This is a genomic window from Enterobacter sp. 725m/11, assembly GCF_011683705.1.
Taxonomy (GTDB): domain Bacteria; phylum Pseudomonadota; class Gammaproteobacteria; order Enterobacterales; family Enterobacteriaceae; genus Enterobacter; species Enterobacter bugandensis.
On record NZ_JAAQOK010000059.1, the window covers coordinates 12,715 to 26,135 of the forward strand.

General features: G+C 50.1%; 29 protein-coding genes. 1 reads left to right on the top strand and 28 read right to left on the bottom strand.

Annotated elements, in window-relative coordinates; genetic code table 11:
• Positions 1–18: 18 nt before the first annotated feature.
• The 25 genes from rpsK to rpsJ form a co-directional block, all read right to left on the bottom strand.
• Entirely contained in the window at positions 19–408 is a 390-nt protein-coding gene (gene rpsK / locus HBA26_RS19850) for a 30S ribosomal protein S11 (protein WP_003863312.1), read from the bottom strand.
• Positions 409–424: 16 nt separating this feature from the next.
• A complete protein-coding gene (gene rpsM, locus HBA26_RS19855; RefSeq protein WP_013099021.1) occupies positions 425–781 on the bottom strand; it encodes a 30S ribosomal protein S13 in 357 nt (118 codons plus the stop codon).
• Positions 782–927: 146 nt separating this feature from the next.
• A complete protein-coding gene (rpmJ, locus tag HBA26_RS19860) occupies positions 928–1,044 on the bottom strand; it encodes a 50S ribosomal protein L36 (protein ID WP_000868187.1) in 117 nt (38 codons plus the stop codon).
• Between the two features lie 31 nt (positions 1,045–1,075).
• On the bottom strand, positions 1,076–2,407 hold the full coding sequence (gene secY, locus HBA26_RS19865) for a preprotein translocase subunit SecY (protein ID WP_003863305.1): 1,332 nt from the start codon (positions 2,405–2,407) through the stop codon (positions 1,076–1,078).
• Between the two features lie 7 nt (positions 2,408–2,414).
• The gene (gene rplO, locus HBA26_RS19870; RefSeq protein ID WP_014885468.1) at positions 2,415–2,849 is read right to left on the bottom strand and encodes a 50S ribosomal protein L15; all 435 of its coding nucleotides are present in this window, start codon (positions 2,847–2,849) and stop codon (positions 2,415–2,417) included.
• A gap of 3 nt (positions 2,850–2,852) precedes the next feature.
• Positions 2,853–3,032 (bottom strand): 50S ribosomal protein L30, encoded by a 180-nt coding sequence (rpmD, locus tag HBA26_RS19875; RefSeq protein WP_003863301.1) that lies wholly within the window; start codon positions 3,030–3,032, stop codon positions 2,853–2,855.
• 6 nt (positions 3,033–3,038) lie between these two features.
• The gene (gene rpsE, locus HBA26_RS19880) at positions 3,039–3,539 is read right to left on the bottom strand and encodes a 30S ribosomal protein S5 (RefSeq protein ID WP_003863299.1); all 501 of its coding nucleotides are present in this window, start codon (positions 3,537–3,539) and stop codon (positions 3,039–3,041) included.
• 14 nt (positions 3,540–3,553) lie between these two features.
• On the bottom strand, positions 3,554–3,907 hold the full coding sequence (gene rplR, locus HBA26_RS19885; protein ID WP_003863297.1) for a 50S ribosomal protein L18: 354 nt from the start codon (positions 3,905–3,907) through the stop codon (positions 3,554–3,556).
• A gap of 9 nt (positions 3,908–3,916) precedes the next feature.
• Positions 3,917–4,450: a 50S ribosomal protein L6 gene (gene rplF / locus HBA26_RS19890; protein ID WP_003863296.1), complete on the bottom strand. Its 534-nt coding sequence runs from the start codon at positions 4,448–4,450 to the stop codon at positions 3,917–3,919.
• Between the two features lie 12 nt (positions 4,451–4,462).
• Positions 4,463–4,855, bottom strand: coding sequence for a 30S ribosomal protein S8 (rpsH, locus tag HBA26_RS19895; RefSeq protein ID WP_006178918.1), 393 nt, complete (start codon positions 4,853–4,855; stop codon positions 4,463–4,465).
• 30 nt (positions 4,856–4,885) lie between these two features.
• On the bottom strand, positions 4,886–5,191 hold the full coding sequence (gene rpsN / locus HBA26_RS19900) for a 30S ribosomal protein S14 (RefSeq protein WP_003863291.1): 306 nt from the start codon (positions 5,189–5,191) through the stop codon (positions 4,886–4,888).
• 14 nt (positions 5,192–5,205) lie between these two features.
• Positions 5,206–5,745: a 50S ribosomal protein L5 gene (gene rplE, locus HBA26_RS19905; RefSeq protein WP_001096202.1), complete on the bottom strand. Its 540-nt coding sequence runs from the start codon at positions 5,743–5,745 to the stop codon at positions 5,206–5,208.
• Positions 5,746–5,759: 14 nt separating this feature from the next.
• Positions 5,760–6,074, bottom strand: a complete 315-nt coding sequence (gene rplX, locus HBA26_RS19910) for a 50S ribosomal protein L24 (protein WP_003863287.1) — start codon at positions 6,072–6,074, stop codon at positions 5,760–5,762.
• A 10-nt stretch (positions 6,075–6,084) separates the two neighbouring features.
• On the bottom strand, positions 6,085–6,456 hold the full coding sequence (rplN, locus tag HBA26_RS19915) for a 50S ribosomal protein L14 (RefSeq protein ID WP_002919748.1): 372 nt from the start codon (positions 6,454–6,456) through the stop codon (positions 6,085–6,087).
• Between the two features lie 166 nt (positions 6,457–6,622).
• A complete protein-coding gene (gene rpsQ, locus HBA26_RS19920; RefSeq protein WP_008503489.1) occupies positions 6,623–6,877 on the bottom strand; it encodes a 30S ribosomal protein S17 in 255 nt (84 codons plus the stop codon).
• On the bottom strand, positions 6,877–7,068 hold the full coding sequence (gene rpmC, locus HBA26_RS19925) for a 50S ribosomal protein L29 (RefSeq protein WP_003863282.1): 192 nt from the start codon (positions 7,066–7,068) through the stop codon (positions 6,877–6,879). The genes rpsQ and rpmC overlap by 1 nt, the downstream gene beginning before the upstream one ends.
• Positions 7,068–7,478, bottom strand: a complete 411-nt coding sequence (gene rplP, locus HBA26_RS19930) for a 50S ribosomal protein L16 (protein ID WP_002919759.1) — start codon at positions 7,476–7,478, stop codon at positions 7,068–7,070. The genes rpmC and rplP overlap by 1 nt, the downstream gene beginning before the upstream one ends.
• A 12-nt stretch (positions 7,479–7,490) precedes the next feature.
• The gene (rpsC, locus tag HBA26_RS19935) at positions 7,491–8,192 is read right to left on the bottom strand and encodes a 30S ribosomal protein S3 (protein WP_000529945.1); all 702 of its coding nucleotides are present in this window, start codon (positions 8,190–8,192) and stop codon (positions 7,491–7,493) included.
• Between the two features lie 17 nt (positions 8,193–8,209).
• Positions 8,210–8,542 carry a 50S ribosomal protein L22 gene (gene rplV / locus HBA26_RS19940; protein ID WP_002919773.1) on the bottom strand — a complete coding sequence of 111 codons (333 nt, stop codon included), beginning with the start codon at positions 8,540–8,542 and terminating at the stop codon, positions 8,210–8,212.
• 14 nt (positions 8,543–8,556) lie between these two features.
• A complete protein-coding gene (gene rpsS, locus HBA26_RS19945) occupies positions 8,557–8,835 on the bottom strand; it encodes a 30S ribosomal protein S19 (protein ID WP_001138117.1) in 279 nt (92 codons plus the stop codon).
• A 16-nt stretch (positions 8,836–8,851) separates the two neighbouring features.
• The gene (rplB, locus tag HBA26_RS19950; protein WP_000301859.1) at positions 8,852–9,673 is read right to left on the bottom strand and encodes a 50S ribosomal protein L2; all 822 of its coding nucleotides are present in this window, start codon (positions 9,671–9,673) and stop codon (positions 8,852–8,854) included.
• Between the two features lie 17 nt (positions 9,674–9,690).
• On the bottom strand, positions 9,691–9,993 hold the full coding sequence (gene rplW, locus HBA26_RS19955) for a 50S ribosomal protein L23 (protein ID WP_000617546.1): 303 nt from the start codon (positions 9,991–9,993) through the stop codon (positions 9,691–9,693).
• Positions 9,990–10,595 carry a 50S ribosomal protein L4 gene (gene rplD, locus HBA26_RS19960; RefSeq protein ID WP_000424395.1) on the bottom strand — a complete coding sequence of 202 codons (606 nt, stop codon included), beginning with the start codon at positions 10,593–10,595 and terminating at the stop codon, positions 9,990–9,992. Before rplD ends, rplW begins: the two co-directional genes overlap by 4 nt.
• A 10-nt stretch (positions 10,596–10,605) precedes the next feature.
• Positions 10,606–11,235: a 50S ribosomal protein L3 gene (rplC, locus tag HBA26_RS19965; RefSeq protein WP_003863274.1), complete on the bottom strand. Its 630-nt coding sequence runs from the start codon at positions 11,233–11,235 to the stop codon at positions 10,606–10,608.
• A gap of 32 nt (positions 11,236–11,267) precedes the next feature.
• Positions 11,268–11,579, bottom strand: a complete 312-nt coding sequence (gene rpsJ, locus HBA26_RS19970) for a 30S ribosomal protein S10 (RefSeq protein ID WP_001181005.1) — start codon at positions 11,577–11,579, stop codon at positions 11,268–11,270.
• 381 nt (positions 11,580–11,960) lie between these two features.
• Here rpsJ and HBA26_RS19975 point away from each other — a divergent pair, with 381 nt between their 5' ends.
• Complete coding sequence (locus tag HBA26_RS19975) at positions 11,961–12,434, top strand: A24 family peptidase (protein WP_126346150.1); 474 nt, start codon at positions 11,961–11,963, stop codon at positions 12,432–12,434.
• Here HBA26_RS19975 and bfr read toward each other — a convergent pair.
• The 3 genes from bfr to HBA26_RS19990 all read right to left on the bottom strand — a co-directional run.
• Complete coding sequence (gene bfr, locus HBA26_RS19980) at positions 12,418–12,894, bottom strand: bacterioferritin (RefSeq protein ID WP_028014636.1); 477 nt, start codon at positions 12,892–12,894, stop codon at positions 12,418–12,420. The two genes, HBA26_RS19975 and bfr, sit on opposite strands and share 17 nt — an antisense overlap.
• A 72-nt stretch (positions 12,895–12,966) precedes the next feature.
• Positions 12,967–13,161, bottom strand: a complete 195-nt coding sequence (bfd, locus tag HBA26_RS19985; protein WP_003863268.1) for a bacterioferritin-associated ferredoxin — start codon at positions 13,159–13,161, stop codon at positions 12,967–12,969.
• A gap of 176 nt (positions 13,162–13,337) precedes the next feature.
• On the bottom strand, positions 13,338–13,421 hold an 84-nt coding region (locus HBA26_RS19990; protein ID WP_000740160.1), incomplete at its 5' end, for a hypothetical protein.

Consider the following 13,421-nt stretch of genomic DNA (forward strand, 5'->3'; position numbering starts at 1 on the left):
TAACCTAAAAAACGAGCGTTATACGCGACGTTTTTTCGGCGGACGACAACCGTTATGAGGGATCGGAGTCACATCAGTAATATTCGTGATGCGGAAACCAGCGGCGTTCAGAGCGCGAACAGTAGATTCACGACCCGGACCCGGACCTTTAACCATAACTTCCAGATTCTTGATGCCGTATTCTTTTACGGCTTCAGCGCAACGCTCTGCTGCAACCTGAGCTGCGAACGGAGTGGATTTGCGAGAACCACGGAAACCGGAACCACCGGCTGTTGCCCAACCCAATGCGTTACCCTGACGATCAGTAATAGTAACGATGGTGTTGTTGAAAGAAGCATGGATATGAGCCACGCCGTCAGAGACTTGTTTTCTTACACGTTTACGTGCACGAACTGGTGCCTTTGCCATTATTCAATCACCCCGATTATTTCTTGATCGGTTTGCGCGGACCCTTACGGGTACGTGCGTTGGTCTTAGTACGCTGACCGCGTACTGGCAGACCACGACGATGACGCAAACCGCGATAGCAACCAAGATCCATCAGGCGCTTGATGCTCATGCTGATTTCACGGCGCAGATCACCTTCAACGACAAATTTGGCAACTTCGTCACGCAGCGTGTCGATTTGTCCTTCAGACAGCTCACTGATCTTAACATCTTCAGCGATACCCGCTGCAGCCAGGATGGCTTTAGAACGGGTCTTGCCGATGCCGTAGATCGAAGTTAATGCGATCACAGCATGTTTCTGATCAGGAATGTTAATGCCTGCTATACGGGCCACTATGCACTCCTACTATTTAATATGTACGCACCATGCTGAAAAGCCCGTTTTCAGGATACTCAAATGGAAACGTACAGACATACAAAAGATTGGCTGGCTAATCTAGCCAGCTCAACCCAACTTTGCAAGAAAAATATGCGAAATAATCAGCCTTGGCGCTGTTTATGCTTCGGCTCGGCACTGCAAATCACACGGATGACACCATCACGCTTAACGATTTTGCAGTTACGGCATAATTTCTTGACGGAAGCACGAACTTTCATTTTTACTCTCCGTAACTTCTCAGGCGACCAATTAGCGGCCGTAGCCTTTCAGGTTCGCCTTCTTCAATGCAGACTCATACTGACTGGACATCATCAGAGTTTGCACTTGAGCCATAAAGTCCATAATCACGACAACAACGATAAGCAGTGAGGTCCCACCGAAGTAGAACGGTACTTTCATTGCATCACGCATGAACTCCGGGATCAGGCAGATAAAAGTAATATAAAGCGCACCAACCAAAGTCAGGCGGGTCATTACTTTATCGATATACTTCGCCGTTTGCTCTCCCGGACGAATTCCTGGTACAAATGCACCGGACTTCTTCAGGTTATCTGCTGTTTCACGCGGGTTGAAGACCAACGCCGTGTAGAAGAAACAGAAGAAGATGATCGCAGACGCATAGAGTAACACATAAAGTGGTTGCCCAGGCTGCAAATACAGCGAAATTGTTGTCAGCCAGTTCCAACCAGTACCGCCCCCGAACCATGACGCGATGGTTGCCGGGAACAGAATAATACTGGAAGCGAAGATAGCCGGGATAACCCCCGCCATATTCACTTTCAGCGGTAAATGTGTGCTCTGTGCAGCATAGACACGACGACCCTGCTGACGCTTAGCGTAGTTCACCACAATGCGGCGTTGACCACGTTCAACGAAGACAACAAAGAACGTCACTGCAAATACTAATACTGCAACCAACAGCAACAGGAGGAAGTGCAGGTCGCCTTGACGCGCTTGCTCGATAGTATGGGCGATGGCCGGCGGGAGTCCCGCAACGATACCGGCGAAGATAATGATTGAGATACCGTTACCGATACCACGCTCAGTAATCTGTTCGCCGAGCCACATCAGGAACATCGTCCCTGTGACCAGACTAACAACAGCGGTGAAATAGAATGCAAAGCCTGGGTTTAATACCAGGCCCTGCATACCAGGCATATTCGGCAGACCGGTAGCAATACCGATCGACTGGAATATTGCCAGCACCAGAGTACCGTAACGGGTGTACTGACTAATCTTACGACGTCCAGACTCCCCTTCTTTCTTCAGCTCTGCCAGGGCCGGATGAACGACCGTCAGCAGCTGGATAATAATCGATGCCGAAATGTACGGCATAATACCCAGAGCAAAGATAGAAGCACGGCTGAGAGCACCACCAGAGAACATGTTGAACATTTCAATGATGGTGCCTCGCTGTTGCTCAAGCAGTTTGGCAAGTACAGCGGCATCGATACCAGGGATCGGAATAAAAGAGCCAATACGGAACACAATCAGCGCGCCGATAACAAACAGCAGTCTGCGTTTCAGCTCGCCAAATCCACCTTTGGCACTTTGAAAATCTAATCCCGGTTGCTTAGCCATCTGCTACTTATTCCTCAATTTTACCGCCAGCAGCTTCGATAGCAGCACGAGCACCTTTAGTAACACGCAGGCCACGAACAGTTACCGGAGTAGAAACTTCACCAGACAGGATCACTTTCGCGAACTCGATCTGAATACCGATAATGTTAGCCGCTTTCAGCGTGTTCAGGTCTACAACGCCGCCTTCAACTTTCGCCAGGTCAGACAGACGGATTTCCGCTGTGATCGCTGCTTTGCGAGAGGTGAAGCCGAACTTCGGCAGACGACGGTACAGTGGCATCTGGCCACCCTCGAAACCGCGACGTACGCCACCGCCAGAACGAGAGTTCTGACCTTTGTGACCACGACCACCGGTTTTGCCGAGGCCAGAACCGATACCACGACCCAGGCGTTTACCCGCCTTTTTAGAGCCTTCGGCCGGAGACAGAGTATTTAAACGCATCTCTTACTCCTCAACTTTAACCATGAAGTAAACCGCGTTGACCATACCACGAACAGCAGGAGTATCCTCGCGCTCAACGGTATGACCAATACGACGCAGACCCAGGCCAAGCAGCGTTGCCTTGTGTTTCGGCAGACGACCGATTGCACTGCGGGTTTGAGTGATTTTAATAGTCTTTGCCATGGTCAATTACCCCAGAATTTCTTCAACGGATTTACCACGCTTGGCAGCGACCATTTCTGGAGAATTCATATTTTCCAGGCCATCAATAGTTGCACGAACCACGTTGATCGGGTTGGTGGAACCATATGCTTTAGCCAGAACGTTATGAACCCCAGCAACTTCCAGAACGGCGCGCATTGCACCACCGGCGATGATACCGGTACCTTCTGAAGCTGGCTGCATGAATACACGAGAACCCGTGTGAACACCTTTAACTGGGTGCTGCAGGGTGCCGTTGTTCAGCGCGACGTTAATCATATTGCGACGGGCTTTTTCCATCGCTTTCTGGATCGCTGCTGGAACTTCACGCGCTTTACCGTAACCAAAACCAACGCGACCGTTACCATCGCCTACTACAGTCAGAGCTGTGAAGGAGAAAATACGACCACCTTTAACGGTTTTAGATACGCGGTTTACCGCGATCAGCTTTTCCTGCAGTTCGCCAGCCTGTTTTTCGATGTGAGCCATCTTACACCTCTACCTTAGAACTGAAGGCCAGCTTCACGGGCAGCATCTGCCAGTGCCTGGACACGACCATGATATTGGAACCCGGAACGGTCAAAGGAAACATTGCTGATGCCTTTTTCCAGAGCGCGTTCTGCAACAGCTTTACCTACAGCTGCAGCGGCGTCTTTGTTACCGGTGTACTTCAATTGTTCTGAGATAGCTTTTTCTACAGTAGAAGCAGCTACCAGAACTTCAGAACCGTTCGGTGCAATTACCTGTGCGTAAATATGACGCGGGGTACGATGTACCACCAGGCGAGTTGCACCCAGCTCTTTGAGCTTGCGGCGTGCGCGGGTCGCACGACGGATACGAGCAGATTTCTTATCCATAGTGTTACCTTACTTCTTCTTAGCCTCTTTGGTACGCACGACTTCGTCGGCGTAACGAACACCCTTGCCTTTGTAAGGCTCAGGACGACGGTAGGCGCGCAGATCTGCTGCAACCTGACCGATCAGCTGTTTATCAGCGCCTTTCAGCACGATTTCAGTTTGAGTCGGACATTCTGCAGTGATACCGGCCGGCAGCGGATGCTCAACAGGGTGTGAGAAGCCCAGAGACAGGCCTACTGCATTCCCTTTGATAGCTGCACGATAACCTACACCAACCAGCTGAAGCTTTTTAGTGAAGCCTTCGGTAACACCAACAACCATTGAGTTCAGCAGGGCACGCGCGGTACCAGCCTGAGCCCATCCATCCACGAAACCATCACGTGGACCGAAGGTCAGAGCGTTATCTGCATGTTTAACTTCAACAGCTTTGTTGAGGGTACGAGTCAGCTCGCCGTTTTTACCTTTGATCGTAATAACCTGACCGTCGATTTTTACATCAACGCCGGCAGGAATAACGACCGGTGCTTTAGCAACACGAGACATTCTTTCCTCCGATTAGGCTACGTAGCAGATAATTTCGCCACCAAGACCAGCCTGGCGCGCTGCACGATCAGTCATAACACCTTTAGAGGTAGAAACAACTGCGATACCAAGGCCAGCCATAACTTTTGGCAGCTCATCTTTTTTCTTATAGATGCGCAGACCTGGGCGGCTGACACGCTGAATGCTTTCTACAACAGCTTTACCCTGGAAATACTTGAGAGTAAGTTCCAGTTCCGGCTTGGTGTCGCCTTCAACTTTAAAATCTTCGATAAAACCTTCTTCCTTCAGCACGTTGGCAATTGCCACTTTCAGCTTGGCGGAAGGCATGGTGACCGCAACTTTGTTCGCGGCCTGACCGTTACGGATACGGGTCAGCATATCCGCGATCGGATCTTGCATGCTCATCTGTCTTTACTCCCGTGATTCAATTGGTAATTACCAGCTAGCCTTTTTCAAGCCTGGCACTTCACCGCGCATGGCGGCTTCACGCAGTTTGATACGGCTCAACCCAAACTTGCCCACATAACCATGTGGACGACCTGTTTGACGACAGCGGTTACGCTGACGAGACGGGCTGGAATCACGCGGCAGAGACTGCAGCTTGAGAACCGCATTCCAACGATCTTCGTCGGAAGCGTTCACATCAGAAATGATCGCTTTCAGTTCAGCGCGTTTAGCGAAGAATTTATCAGCTAAAGCTACGCGCTTTACTTCGCGTGCTTTCATTGATTGCTTAGCCATTCAGTAACCCTACCTTACTTGCGGAACGGGAAGTCAAAGGCAGCCAGCAGAGCACGGCCTTCTTCGTCAGATTTCGCAGTAGTGGTAATGGTAATATCCAAACCACGCACGCGGTCGACTTTATCGTAGTCGATTTCTGGGAAGATGATCTGCTCACGGACACCCATGCTGTAGTTACCACGACCGTCGAAAGACTTCGCGGACAGGCCACGGAAGTCACGGATACGTGGAACAGCAATAGTGATCAGGCGCTCAAAGAACTCCCACATGCGTTCGCCACGCAGAGTTACTTTACAGCCGATCGGATAGCCCTGACGGATTTTGAAGCCTGCAACAGATTTGCGTGCTTTGGTGATCAGCGGTTTTTGACCGGAGATTGCTGTCAGATCAGCTGCTGCGTTATCCAGCAGTTTCTTGTCAGCGATCGCTTCACCAACACCCATGTTCAGGGTGATCTTCTCGACCCGAGGGACTTGCATGACAGAATTGTAGTTAAACTCGGTCATGAGTTTCTTAACTACTTCGTCTTTGTAGTAATCATGCAGTTTCGCCATCGTACTACTCCAAATTACTTGATAGTTTCGCTGTTAGACTTGAAGAAACGGACTTTTTTTCCGTCTTCGAATCTAAAGCCTACACGGTCAGCCTTACCGGTAGCCGCATTGAAGATTGCAACGTTAGAAACCTGGATAGCAGCTTCTTTTTCAACGATGCCGCCTGGTTGGTTCAGGGCCGGAACCGGCTTCTGATGTTTCTTAACCAGGTTGATACCTTCAACGACAAGTTTGCCGGAAGACAGAACATTTTTTACTTTACCGCGTTTACCTTTATCTTTACCGGTTAACACGATAACTTCGTCATCACGACGGATTTTCGCTGCCATGATTCGCTCCTTAGAGTACTTCTGGTGCCAGAGAGATAATTTTCATGAACTTCTCAGTACGAAGTTCACGAGTTACCGGCCCAAAGATACGCGTGCCGATAGGCTGCTCGCTGTTATTGTTTAAAATAACGCATGCATTACCATCGAAGCGAATGACAGAACCGTCAGGGCGACGAACACCCTTCTTGGTGCGCACCACTACCGCCTTCAGCACATCACCTTTTTTGACCTTACCACGAGGAATTGCTTCCTTGATGGTGATCTTGATGATGTCGCCTACGCCTGCGTAGCGACGGTGCGAGCCACCCAGAACCTTGATACACATTACGCGACGTGCACCGGAGTTGTCGGCGACGTTCAGCATAGTCTGTTCTTGGATCATTTTAGTGCTCCGCTAATGTCAACTACTACCTGAGACTCTAAAATCAGAGCCGTTAAAAAGCCCCATATCGAGGGCGCGGCATTATAACACCGCTTCTGCAATATGGGTAGAAAAAATAAACGGCTCATCGCTGAGCCGTTTATTCGTATTGAGAAGGCGTACTGTATTACAGAACCGCTTTCTCTACAACGCGAACCAGCGTCCAGGACTTAGTCTTGGACAGTGGACGGCATTCACGGATTTCAACCTTGTCGCCGATACCACATTCGTTGTTCTCGTCATGTACGTGCAGTTTGGTCGTACGCTTGATGAATTTACCGTAGATCGGGTGTTTCACAATACGTTCGATAGCTACAACAATGGATTTCTCCATTTTGTCGCTAACAACACGACCTTGCAGAGTACGGATTTTATCGGTCATTACGCACCCGCCTTCTGAGTCAGTAAAGTCTTAACGCGTGCAACATTGCGACGCACTTGCTTCAGCAGGTGAGTCTGTTGCAGCTGGCCACTTGCAGCCTGCATGCGCAGGTTGAACTGCTCACGCAGCAGGTTCAGCAGCTCAGCGTTCAGCTCTTCAACGCTTTTTTCACGCAGCTCTTTTGCTTTCATTACATCACCGTCTTAGTTACAAAGGTGGTTTTGATAGGCAGTTTCGCTGCTGCCAGGCCGAAGGCTTCACGGGCCAGCTCTTCCGGAACACCGTCCATTTCATAAAGGACTTTGCCCGGTTGGATCAAGGCAACCCAGTACTCCACGTTACCTTTACCTTTACCCATACGAACTTCCAGTGGCTTCTCGGTGATCGGTTTGTCCGGGAATACACGGATCCAGATCTTACCTTGACGCTTAACTGCACGGGTCATTGCACGACGTGCTGCTTCGATCTGACGTGCAGTCAGACGACCACGGCCAACAGCTTTCAGACCGAAAGTGCCGAAGCTAACATCCGTACCCTGCGCCAGACCACGGTTGCGGCCTTTGTGCACTTTACGGAATTTTGTACGCTTTGGTTGTAACATCAGCGACGCTCCTTATTTACGGCCTTTACGCTGCTGCTTTTTAGGTTGAGCAGCCGGTTTTTCCGGTTGTTCAACAGCAGCCATACCACCCAGGATCTCACCTTTGAAGATCCATACCTTAACGCCGATTACACCGTAAGTGGTGTGCGCTTCAGAGGTGTTGTAGTCGATGTCAGCACGCAGAGTGTGCAGCGGTACGCGACCTTCACGGTACCATTCGGTACGTGCGATTTCCGCGCCGCCCAGACGGCCGCTAACTTCAACTTTGATACCTTTAGCGCCCAGACGCATTGCGTTCTGTACAGCACGCTTCATAGCACGACGGAACATAACACGACGTTCCAGCTGAGAAGTGATGCTGTCAGCAACCAATTTAGCGTCCAGTTCAGGCTTACGAACTTCAGCGATATTGATCTGTGCAGGAACGCCAGCGATATCCGCTACGACCTTGCGCAGTTTTTCTACGTCTTCGCCTTTCTTACCGATAACGATGCCAGGACGAGCAGTGTGAATAGTCACACGGATGCTCTTCGCTGGACGCTCGATAACGATACGAGATACAGACGCTTTAGCCAGTTCCTTAGTCAGGTACTGACGTACTTTAAAATCGCTGTCCAGGTTGTCAGCGAATTCTTTGGTGTTCGCAAACCAGGTAGAGTTCCATGGTTTTACAATACCCAGGCGAATACCATTAGGATGTACTTTCTGACCCATTGCTAGTCTCCAGAGTCTCAGCGATCGGACACAACCACAGTAATGTGGCTGGTGCGCTTCAGGATGCGATCTGCACGACCTTTCGCACGCGGCATAATGCGCTTCATGCTTGGGCCTTCATCTACGAAAATTTTCGCGACTTTCAGATCGTCGATGTCAGCGCCATCGTTGTGTTCAGCGTTAGCAATGGCAGATTCCAGTACTTTCTTGACCAATACCGCAGCTTTCTTGTTGGTATAGGTCAGGATGTCCAGGGCCTGCGACACTTTCTTACCGCGAATCAGGTCAGCAACAAGGCGAACCTTCTGTGCAGAAGAACGAGCATGGCGATGTTGAGCTAAAGTTTCCATCTCTTCCTCCTACCTTATTTCTTCTTCGCTTTTTTATCAGCAGCGTGGCCGCGATAAGTACGAGTCGGTGCGAATTCACCCAGTTTGTGACCAACCATTTCGTCGGTAACAAAGACTGGAACGTGCTGACGACCATTATGGACAGCGATGGTCAAACCGATCATGTTAGGAAAGATCGTTGAACGACGGGACCAAGTGCGCAGGGGCTTCTTGTCTCCGCTTTCCACCGCTTTCTCTACCTTCTTCAGCAAGTGCAGGTCAATAAAAGGACCTTTCTTGAGAGAACGTGGCATGGCTTATCCTCTAAAATTATTTGCTACGGCGACGTACGATAAATTTATCAGTACGCTTGTTGCTGCGGGTCTTCTTACCTTTGGTCTGAACGCCCCACGGAGTTACCGGGTGCTTACCAAAGTTACGACCTTCACCACCACCATGTGGGTGGTCGACTGGGTTCATCGCAGTACCGCGAACGGTAGGACGAACACCACGCCAGCGTGCAGCACCAGCTTTACCCAGAACGCGCAGCATATGCTCAGCATTGCCAACTTCGCCCAGAGTAGCGCGGCAGTCTGCTTCGACTTTACGCATTTCACCAGAACGCAGACGCAGGGTGACATAAGCACCGTCACGCGCAACGATCTGAACGTAAGTACCAGCGGAACGTGCCAGCTGACCGCCTTTACCTGGTTTCATTTCTACGTTATGAACGGTAGAACCAACCGGGATATTGCGCATCGGCAGGGTGTTGCCTGCTTTGATTGCAGCATCAACGCCAGACTGAATCTGGTCGCCAGCTTTCAGGCCTTTAGGGGCCAGGATGTAACGGCGTTCGCCGTCTTTGTACAGAACCAGCGCGATGTTCGCGGAACGGTTCGGATCGTACTCAAGACGTTCAACAACTGCTGGGATACCGTCTTTGTTGCGTTTGAAGTCAACAATACGATAAGCCTGCTTGTGGCCACCACCGATGTGACGAGTGGTGATACGGCCATTGTTGTTACGACCACCGGATTTGCTGTTTTTTTCCAGCAACGGAGCAAAAGGTTTGCCCTTGTGCAGCTCAGGGTTAACCACTTTAACTACGTGGCGACGACCCGGAGATGTCGGTTTACATTTAACAACTGCCATTGTATTACTCCTCCGACTTACTCAGCGCCGCCAACGAAGTCCAGGTTCTGGCCTTCTTTCAGGGTGACGTAAGCTTTTTTCCAGTCGCTACGACGACCGATACGCTGTCCGTGACGTTTAACTTTCCCTTTAACTACCAGGGTGTTAACGACTTCGACTTCGACTTCAAACAGTTTCTGCACAGCAGCTTTGATCTCTGCTTTGGTCGCGTCTTTAGCAACTTTGAGAACGATGGTGTTTGTTTTTTCCATCGCAGTAGACGCTTTTTCAGAAACGTGCGGTGCGCGAAGCACCTTCAGCAGACGTTCTTCACGAATCATGCCAGCATCTCCTCAACTTGCTTAACAGCATCAGCAGTCATTACGACTTTGTCGAAGGCGATCAGGCTAACCGGGTCGATACCAGTCGCATCGCGTACGTCAACCTTGTGCAGGTTACGTGCGGCCAGGAACAGGTTCTCGTCCAGCTCACCGGTGATGATCAGCACATCTTCCAGAGCCATGTCTTTCAGTTTCTGTGCCAGCAGCTTAGTTTTAGGCGCTTCAACAGAGAACTTCTCGACAACGATCAGACGATCCTGACGTACCAGTTCGGACAGGATGCTTTTCAGCGCGCCGCGGTACATCTTTTTGTTAACTTTTTGACTGTGGTCCTGTGGACGCGCAGCGAAGGTCACGCCACCTGAACGCCAGATCGGGCTCTTGATAGAACCTGAACGCGCACGGCCGGTACCTTTCTGGCGCCATGGCTTTTTGCCAGAACCAGTTACTTCAGCACGAGTCTTCTGAGCACGAGTACCCTGACGAGCACCAGCTGCATAAGCAACAACAACCTGGTGAACCAGCGCTTCGTTGAAATCACGACCGAAGGTAGTTTCGGAAACAGTCAGCGCGCTCTGCGCGTCTTTCAATACTAATTCCATTGCTATCCCCTTACGCCTTCACAGCTGGTTTAACGATCAGGTCGCTACCGGTTGCACCCGGGACCGCACCTTTAACCAGCAGCAGGTTGCGCTCAGCGTCAACACGTACTACGTCCAGGCTCTGAACGGTTACACGTTCGTTACCCAGCTGACCTGCCATTTTCTTGCCTTTGAACACTTTGCCCGGAGTCTGGTTCTGACCGATAGAACCCGGAACGCGGTGAGACAAGGAGTTACCGTGAGTAGCGTCCTGGGTACGGAAGTTCCAGCGCTTAACGGTACCAGCAAAACCTTTACCTTTAGAGGTACCGGTTACGTCAACTTTTTTAACGTCAGCAAACAGCTCAACGCTAATGTCCTGACCTACGGTGAACTCTTCGCCTTCAGCAAGACGGAATTCCCACAGACCACGGCCAGCTTCTACGCCAGCTTTAGCGAAGTGACCCGCTTCTGGTTTGGTTACACGGTTAGCTTTTTTAGCACCAGTGGTAACCTGAATAGCGCGGTAGCCATCGTTAGCCAGATCTTTAACCTGAGTAACGCGGTTTGCTTCAACTTCGATTACGGTTACTGGGATAGAAACGCCATCTTCAGTGAAGATGCGGGTCATACCCACTTTTTTACCGACTAAACCAATCATTGTTTCAACCTCTCAATCGCTCGATGACCTGATTAACCCAGGCTGATCTGCACGTCTACACCGGCAGCCAGATCCAGACGCATCAGAGCATCAACGGTTTTCTCAGTTGGCTCAACGATGTCAACCAGACGCTTGTGAGTGCGGATTTCGTACTGATCGCGCGCGTCTTTGTTGACGTGCGGGGAGATCAGAACGGTGAAGCGCTCTTTGCGGGTCGGCAGCGGGATCGGACCACGGACTTGCGCACCAGTGCGCTTAGCAGTCTCGACGATTTCCGCGGTTGATTGATCGATCAGACGATGATCAAACGCTTTAAGGCGGATACGGATTCTTTGGTTCTGCATGAGACCAGAGCTCCAATTATTTTATAAACGAAAATGATTACTCCTCAAACCCATTACGATTGATGGGAGAGTGTAACCGTTCTTACGTAGCCCCCCAATTGGGAGCATTGTTGAGTAACAAAATGAGCTACTCTGGTTCTGATTGAACCCGCCGTCAATTACGACAAGCCCGCGCATTATACGTAAATCAGAGAAAGACGCAAGTGCCGTTTAGAAATTAAGCGTCAAAGGCTCAGTATGCGTAGGACTGCGCAACTTTTTACGCCGTATATCCTTTCTGAATTTTTTTATTTGAAGCCGCTACGCAATTGCTGTTTTTGTGCGTTGCCGGACAGGCAGATTGTAACGAGTATGCGCTCAAAACCTTTTGAGGCCTTTTCCATGCTAACCCCCCTCCCCTTCCTGATGATCTATTTTTCTCTGACGGCCCTACTCGTACGCGCTGATATTCGCGACGGTTTGCTGCCCGATAAATTTCTCTGCCCGCTGCTCTGGACGGGCCTGCTCTACCAGGTCTTTATCCATCCTGATTTTCTGCCGAGTGCCGTAATGGGAGCGGTGGCTGGATATCTTGGTTTTGCCACGATTTACTGGGGCTATCGGCTTATCTGCCGGCGGGAAGGAATGGGATATGGCGATGTGAAGTATCTGGCAGCACTTGGTGCGTGGCATGGCTGGTGCATACTGCCTACGCTGGCGTTACTCGCCGCGCTTATGGCGCTGCTTTGCATTCTTGTGTTTTCGTTTCTCACCTCAGATAAAGGAGCATTAAAAAACCCACTGCCTTTTGGACCATTTCTGGCAGCAGCGGGTTTATGCGTTGGATGGGAAAATCTGATTAATTTTCCACTTTGATCTGAGACTGTAGGTAGTTCTGAAGGCCAATTTTGCTAATGAGATCCAGCTCGGTTTCCAGCCAGTCAATGTGGCCTTCTTCATCGGCAAGGATCTGGATCATCATATCGCGGCTCACATAGTCATGGACGCTGTCAGCATAAGCAATGGCTTCGCGCAGATCTTTCGCACCTTCCAGCTCCAGCCGGAGGTCAGAACGCAGCATCTCTTCGACATCCTCACCGATGCCCAGCTTGCCGAGATCCTGCAGATTTGGGATGCCTTCAAGGAATAAGATACGCTCGATGTATTTATCGGCGTGTTTCATTTCATCTATAGATTCATGGTACTCAACGTCATTCAGACGTGTCAGACCCCAGTTTTTAAACATTCTCGCGTGAAGAAAGTACTGGTTGATTGCGACAAGCTCATTTCCCAATAATTTATTGAGATAACTTATGATTTTAACATCACCTTTCATTATATAGTCCCTCCGCTTCCACTCATTGAAGCGTAGAACGGGCTACGGGGATGTCAAAAAAAAGATAGAGGCTTACGCGATCTCTTTGAATTCCGGGATCTGCATCAGTTCGTCCTGCATGATCTCACGCGCTGCGCGAACGCATTTACCGCATTGATTTCCCACCGGAACAAATTTGCGAAGCTGCTGGAAAGATTGTGGCTGAAACTGGCGAACGGCCTGACGAATTTTCTTGTCGCTTACACCATTACATAAACAAACGTACATAGAGACTCCCGTTCAAAATATGCGCAAAGTGTAAGTGAGAATGGTTATGATTACAATAGCACATACGCCAGGATACGGGCCGGGAGCGGTTAAAAAATGCGAAATTTTGTGACAAGGAAAGGTACAGAAAACAAAAAAGGACGCCGAAGCGTCCTTTTTTATTCAGGGATAATTAATTAGCCCAGAACTTTAGCAACAACGCCCGCGCCAACGGTACGGCCGCCTTCACGGATTGCGAAACGCAGACCGTCGTCCATCGC

What these genes read in the sequence shown, in the direction of transcription:
- rpsK (WP_003863312.1), bottom strand. Translation starts at nt 408, where the DNA reads ATGGCAAAGGCACCAGTTCGTGCACGTAAACGTGTAAGAAAACAAGTC.
- rpmJ (WP_000868187.1), bottom strand. Translation starts at nt 1,044, where the DNA reads ATGAAAGTTCGTGCTTCCGTCAAGAAATTATGCCGTAACTGCAAAATC.
- secY (WP_003863305.1), bottom strand. Translation starts at nt 2,407, where the DNA reads ATGGCTAAGCAACCGGGATTAGATTTTCAAAGTGCCAAAGGTGGATTT.
- rplO (WP_014885468.1), bottom strand. Translation starts at nt 2,849, where the DNA reads ATGCGTTTAAATACTCTGTCTCCGGCCGAAGGCTCTAAAAAGGCGGGT.
- rpmD (WP_003863301.1), bottom strand. Translation starts at nt 3,032, where the DNA reads ATGGCAAAGACTATTAAAATCACTCAAACCCGCAGTGCAATCGGTCGT.
- rpsE (WP_003863299.1), bottom strand. Translation starts at nt 3,539, where the DNA reads ATGGCTCACATCGAAAAACAGGCTGGCGAACTGCAGGAAAAGCTGATC.
- rplR (WP_003863297.1), bottom strand. Translation starts at nt 3,907, where the DNA reads ATGGATAAGAAATCTGCTCGTATCCGTCGTGCGACCCGCGCACGCCGC.
- rplF (WP_003863296.1), bottom strand. Translation starts at nt 4,450, where the DNA reads ATGTCTCGTGTTGCTAAAGCACCGGTCGTTATTCCTGCCGGCGTTGAT.
- rpsH (WP_006178918.1), bottom strand. Translation starts at nt 4,855, where the DNA reads ATGAGCATGCAAGATCCGATCGCGGATATGCTGACCCGTATCCGTAAC.
- rpsN (WP_003863291.1), bottom strand. Translation starts at nt 5,191, where the DNA reads ATGGCTAAGCAATCAATGAAAGCACGCGAAGTAAAGCGCGTAGCTTTA.
- rplE (WP_001096202.1), bottom strand. Translation starts at nt 5,745, where the DNA reads ATGGCGAAACTGCATGATTACTACAAAGACGAAGTAGTTAAGAAACTC.
- rplX (WP_003863287.1), bottom strand. Translation starts at nt 6,074, where the DNA reads ATGGCAGCGAAAATCCGTCGTGATGACGAAGTTATCGTGTTAACCGGT.
- rplN (WP_002919748.1), bottom strand. Translation starts at nt 6,456, where the DNA reads ATGATCCAAGAACAGACTATGCTGAACGTCGCCGACAACTCCGGTGCA.
- rpsQ (WP_008503489.1), bottom strand. Translation starts at nt 6,877, where the DNA reads ATGACCGATAAAATCCGTACTCTGCAAGGTCGTGTTGTTAGCGACAAA.
- rpmC (WP_003863282.1), bottom strand. Translation starts at nt 7,068, where the DNA reads ATGAAAGCAAAAGAGCTGCGTGAAAAAAGCGTTGAAGAGCTGAACGCT.
- rplP (WP_002919759.1), bottom strand. Translation starts at nt 7,478, where the DNA reads ATGTTACAACCAAAGCGTACAAAATTCCGTAAAGTGCACAAAGGCCGC.
- rpsC (WP_000529945.1), bottom strand. Translation starts at nt 8,192, where the DNA reads ATGGGTCAGAAAGTACATCCTAATGGTATTCGCCTGGGTATTGTAAAA.
- rplV (WP_002919773.1), bottom strand. Translation starts at nt 8,542, where the DNA reads ATGGAAACTTTAGCTCAACATCGCCATGCTCGTTCTTCTGCACAGAAG.
- rpsS (WP_001138117.1), bottom strand. Translation starts at nt 8,835, where the DNA reads ATGCCACGTTCTCTCAAGAAAGGTCCTTTTATTGACCTGCACTTGCTG.
- rplB (WP_000301859.1), bottom strand. Translation starts at nt 9,673, where the DNA reads ATGGCAGTTGTTAAATGTAAACCGACATCTCCGGGTCGTCGCCACGTA.
- rplW (WP_000617546.1), bottom strand. Translation starts at nt 9,993, where the DNA reads ATGATTCGTGAAGAACGTCTGCTGAAGGTGCTTCGCGCACCGCACGTT.
- rplD (WP_000424395.1), bottom strand. Translation starts at nt 10,595, where the DNA reads ATGGAATTAGTATTGAAAGACGCGCAGAGCGCGCTGACTGTTTCCGAA.
- rplC (WP_003863274.1), bottom strand. Translation starts at nt 11,235, where the DNA reads ATGATTGGTTTAGTCGGTAAAAAAGTGGGTATGACCCGCATCTTCACT.
- rpsJ (WP_001181005.1), bottom strand. Translation starts at nt 11,579, where the DNA reads ATGCAGAACCAAAGAATCCGTATCCGCCTTAAAGCGTTTGATCATCGT.
- HBA26_RS19975 (WP_126346150.1), top strand. Translation starts at nt 11,961, where the DNA reads ATGCTAACCCCCCTCCCCTTCCTGATGATCTATTTTTCTCTGACGGCC.
- bfr (WP_028014636.1), bottom strand. Translation starts at nt 12,894, where the DNA reads ATGAAAGGTGATGTTAAAATCATAAGTTATCTCAATAAATTATTGGGA.
- bfd (WP_003863268.1), bottom strand. Translation starts at nt 13,161, where the DNA reads ATGTACGTTTGTTTATGTAATGGTGTAAGCGACAAGAAAATTCGTCAG.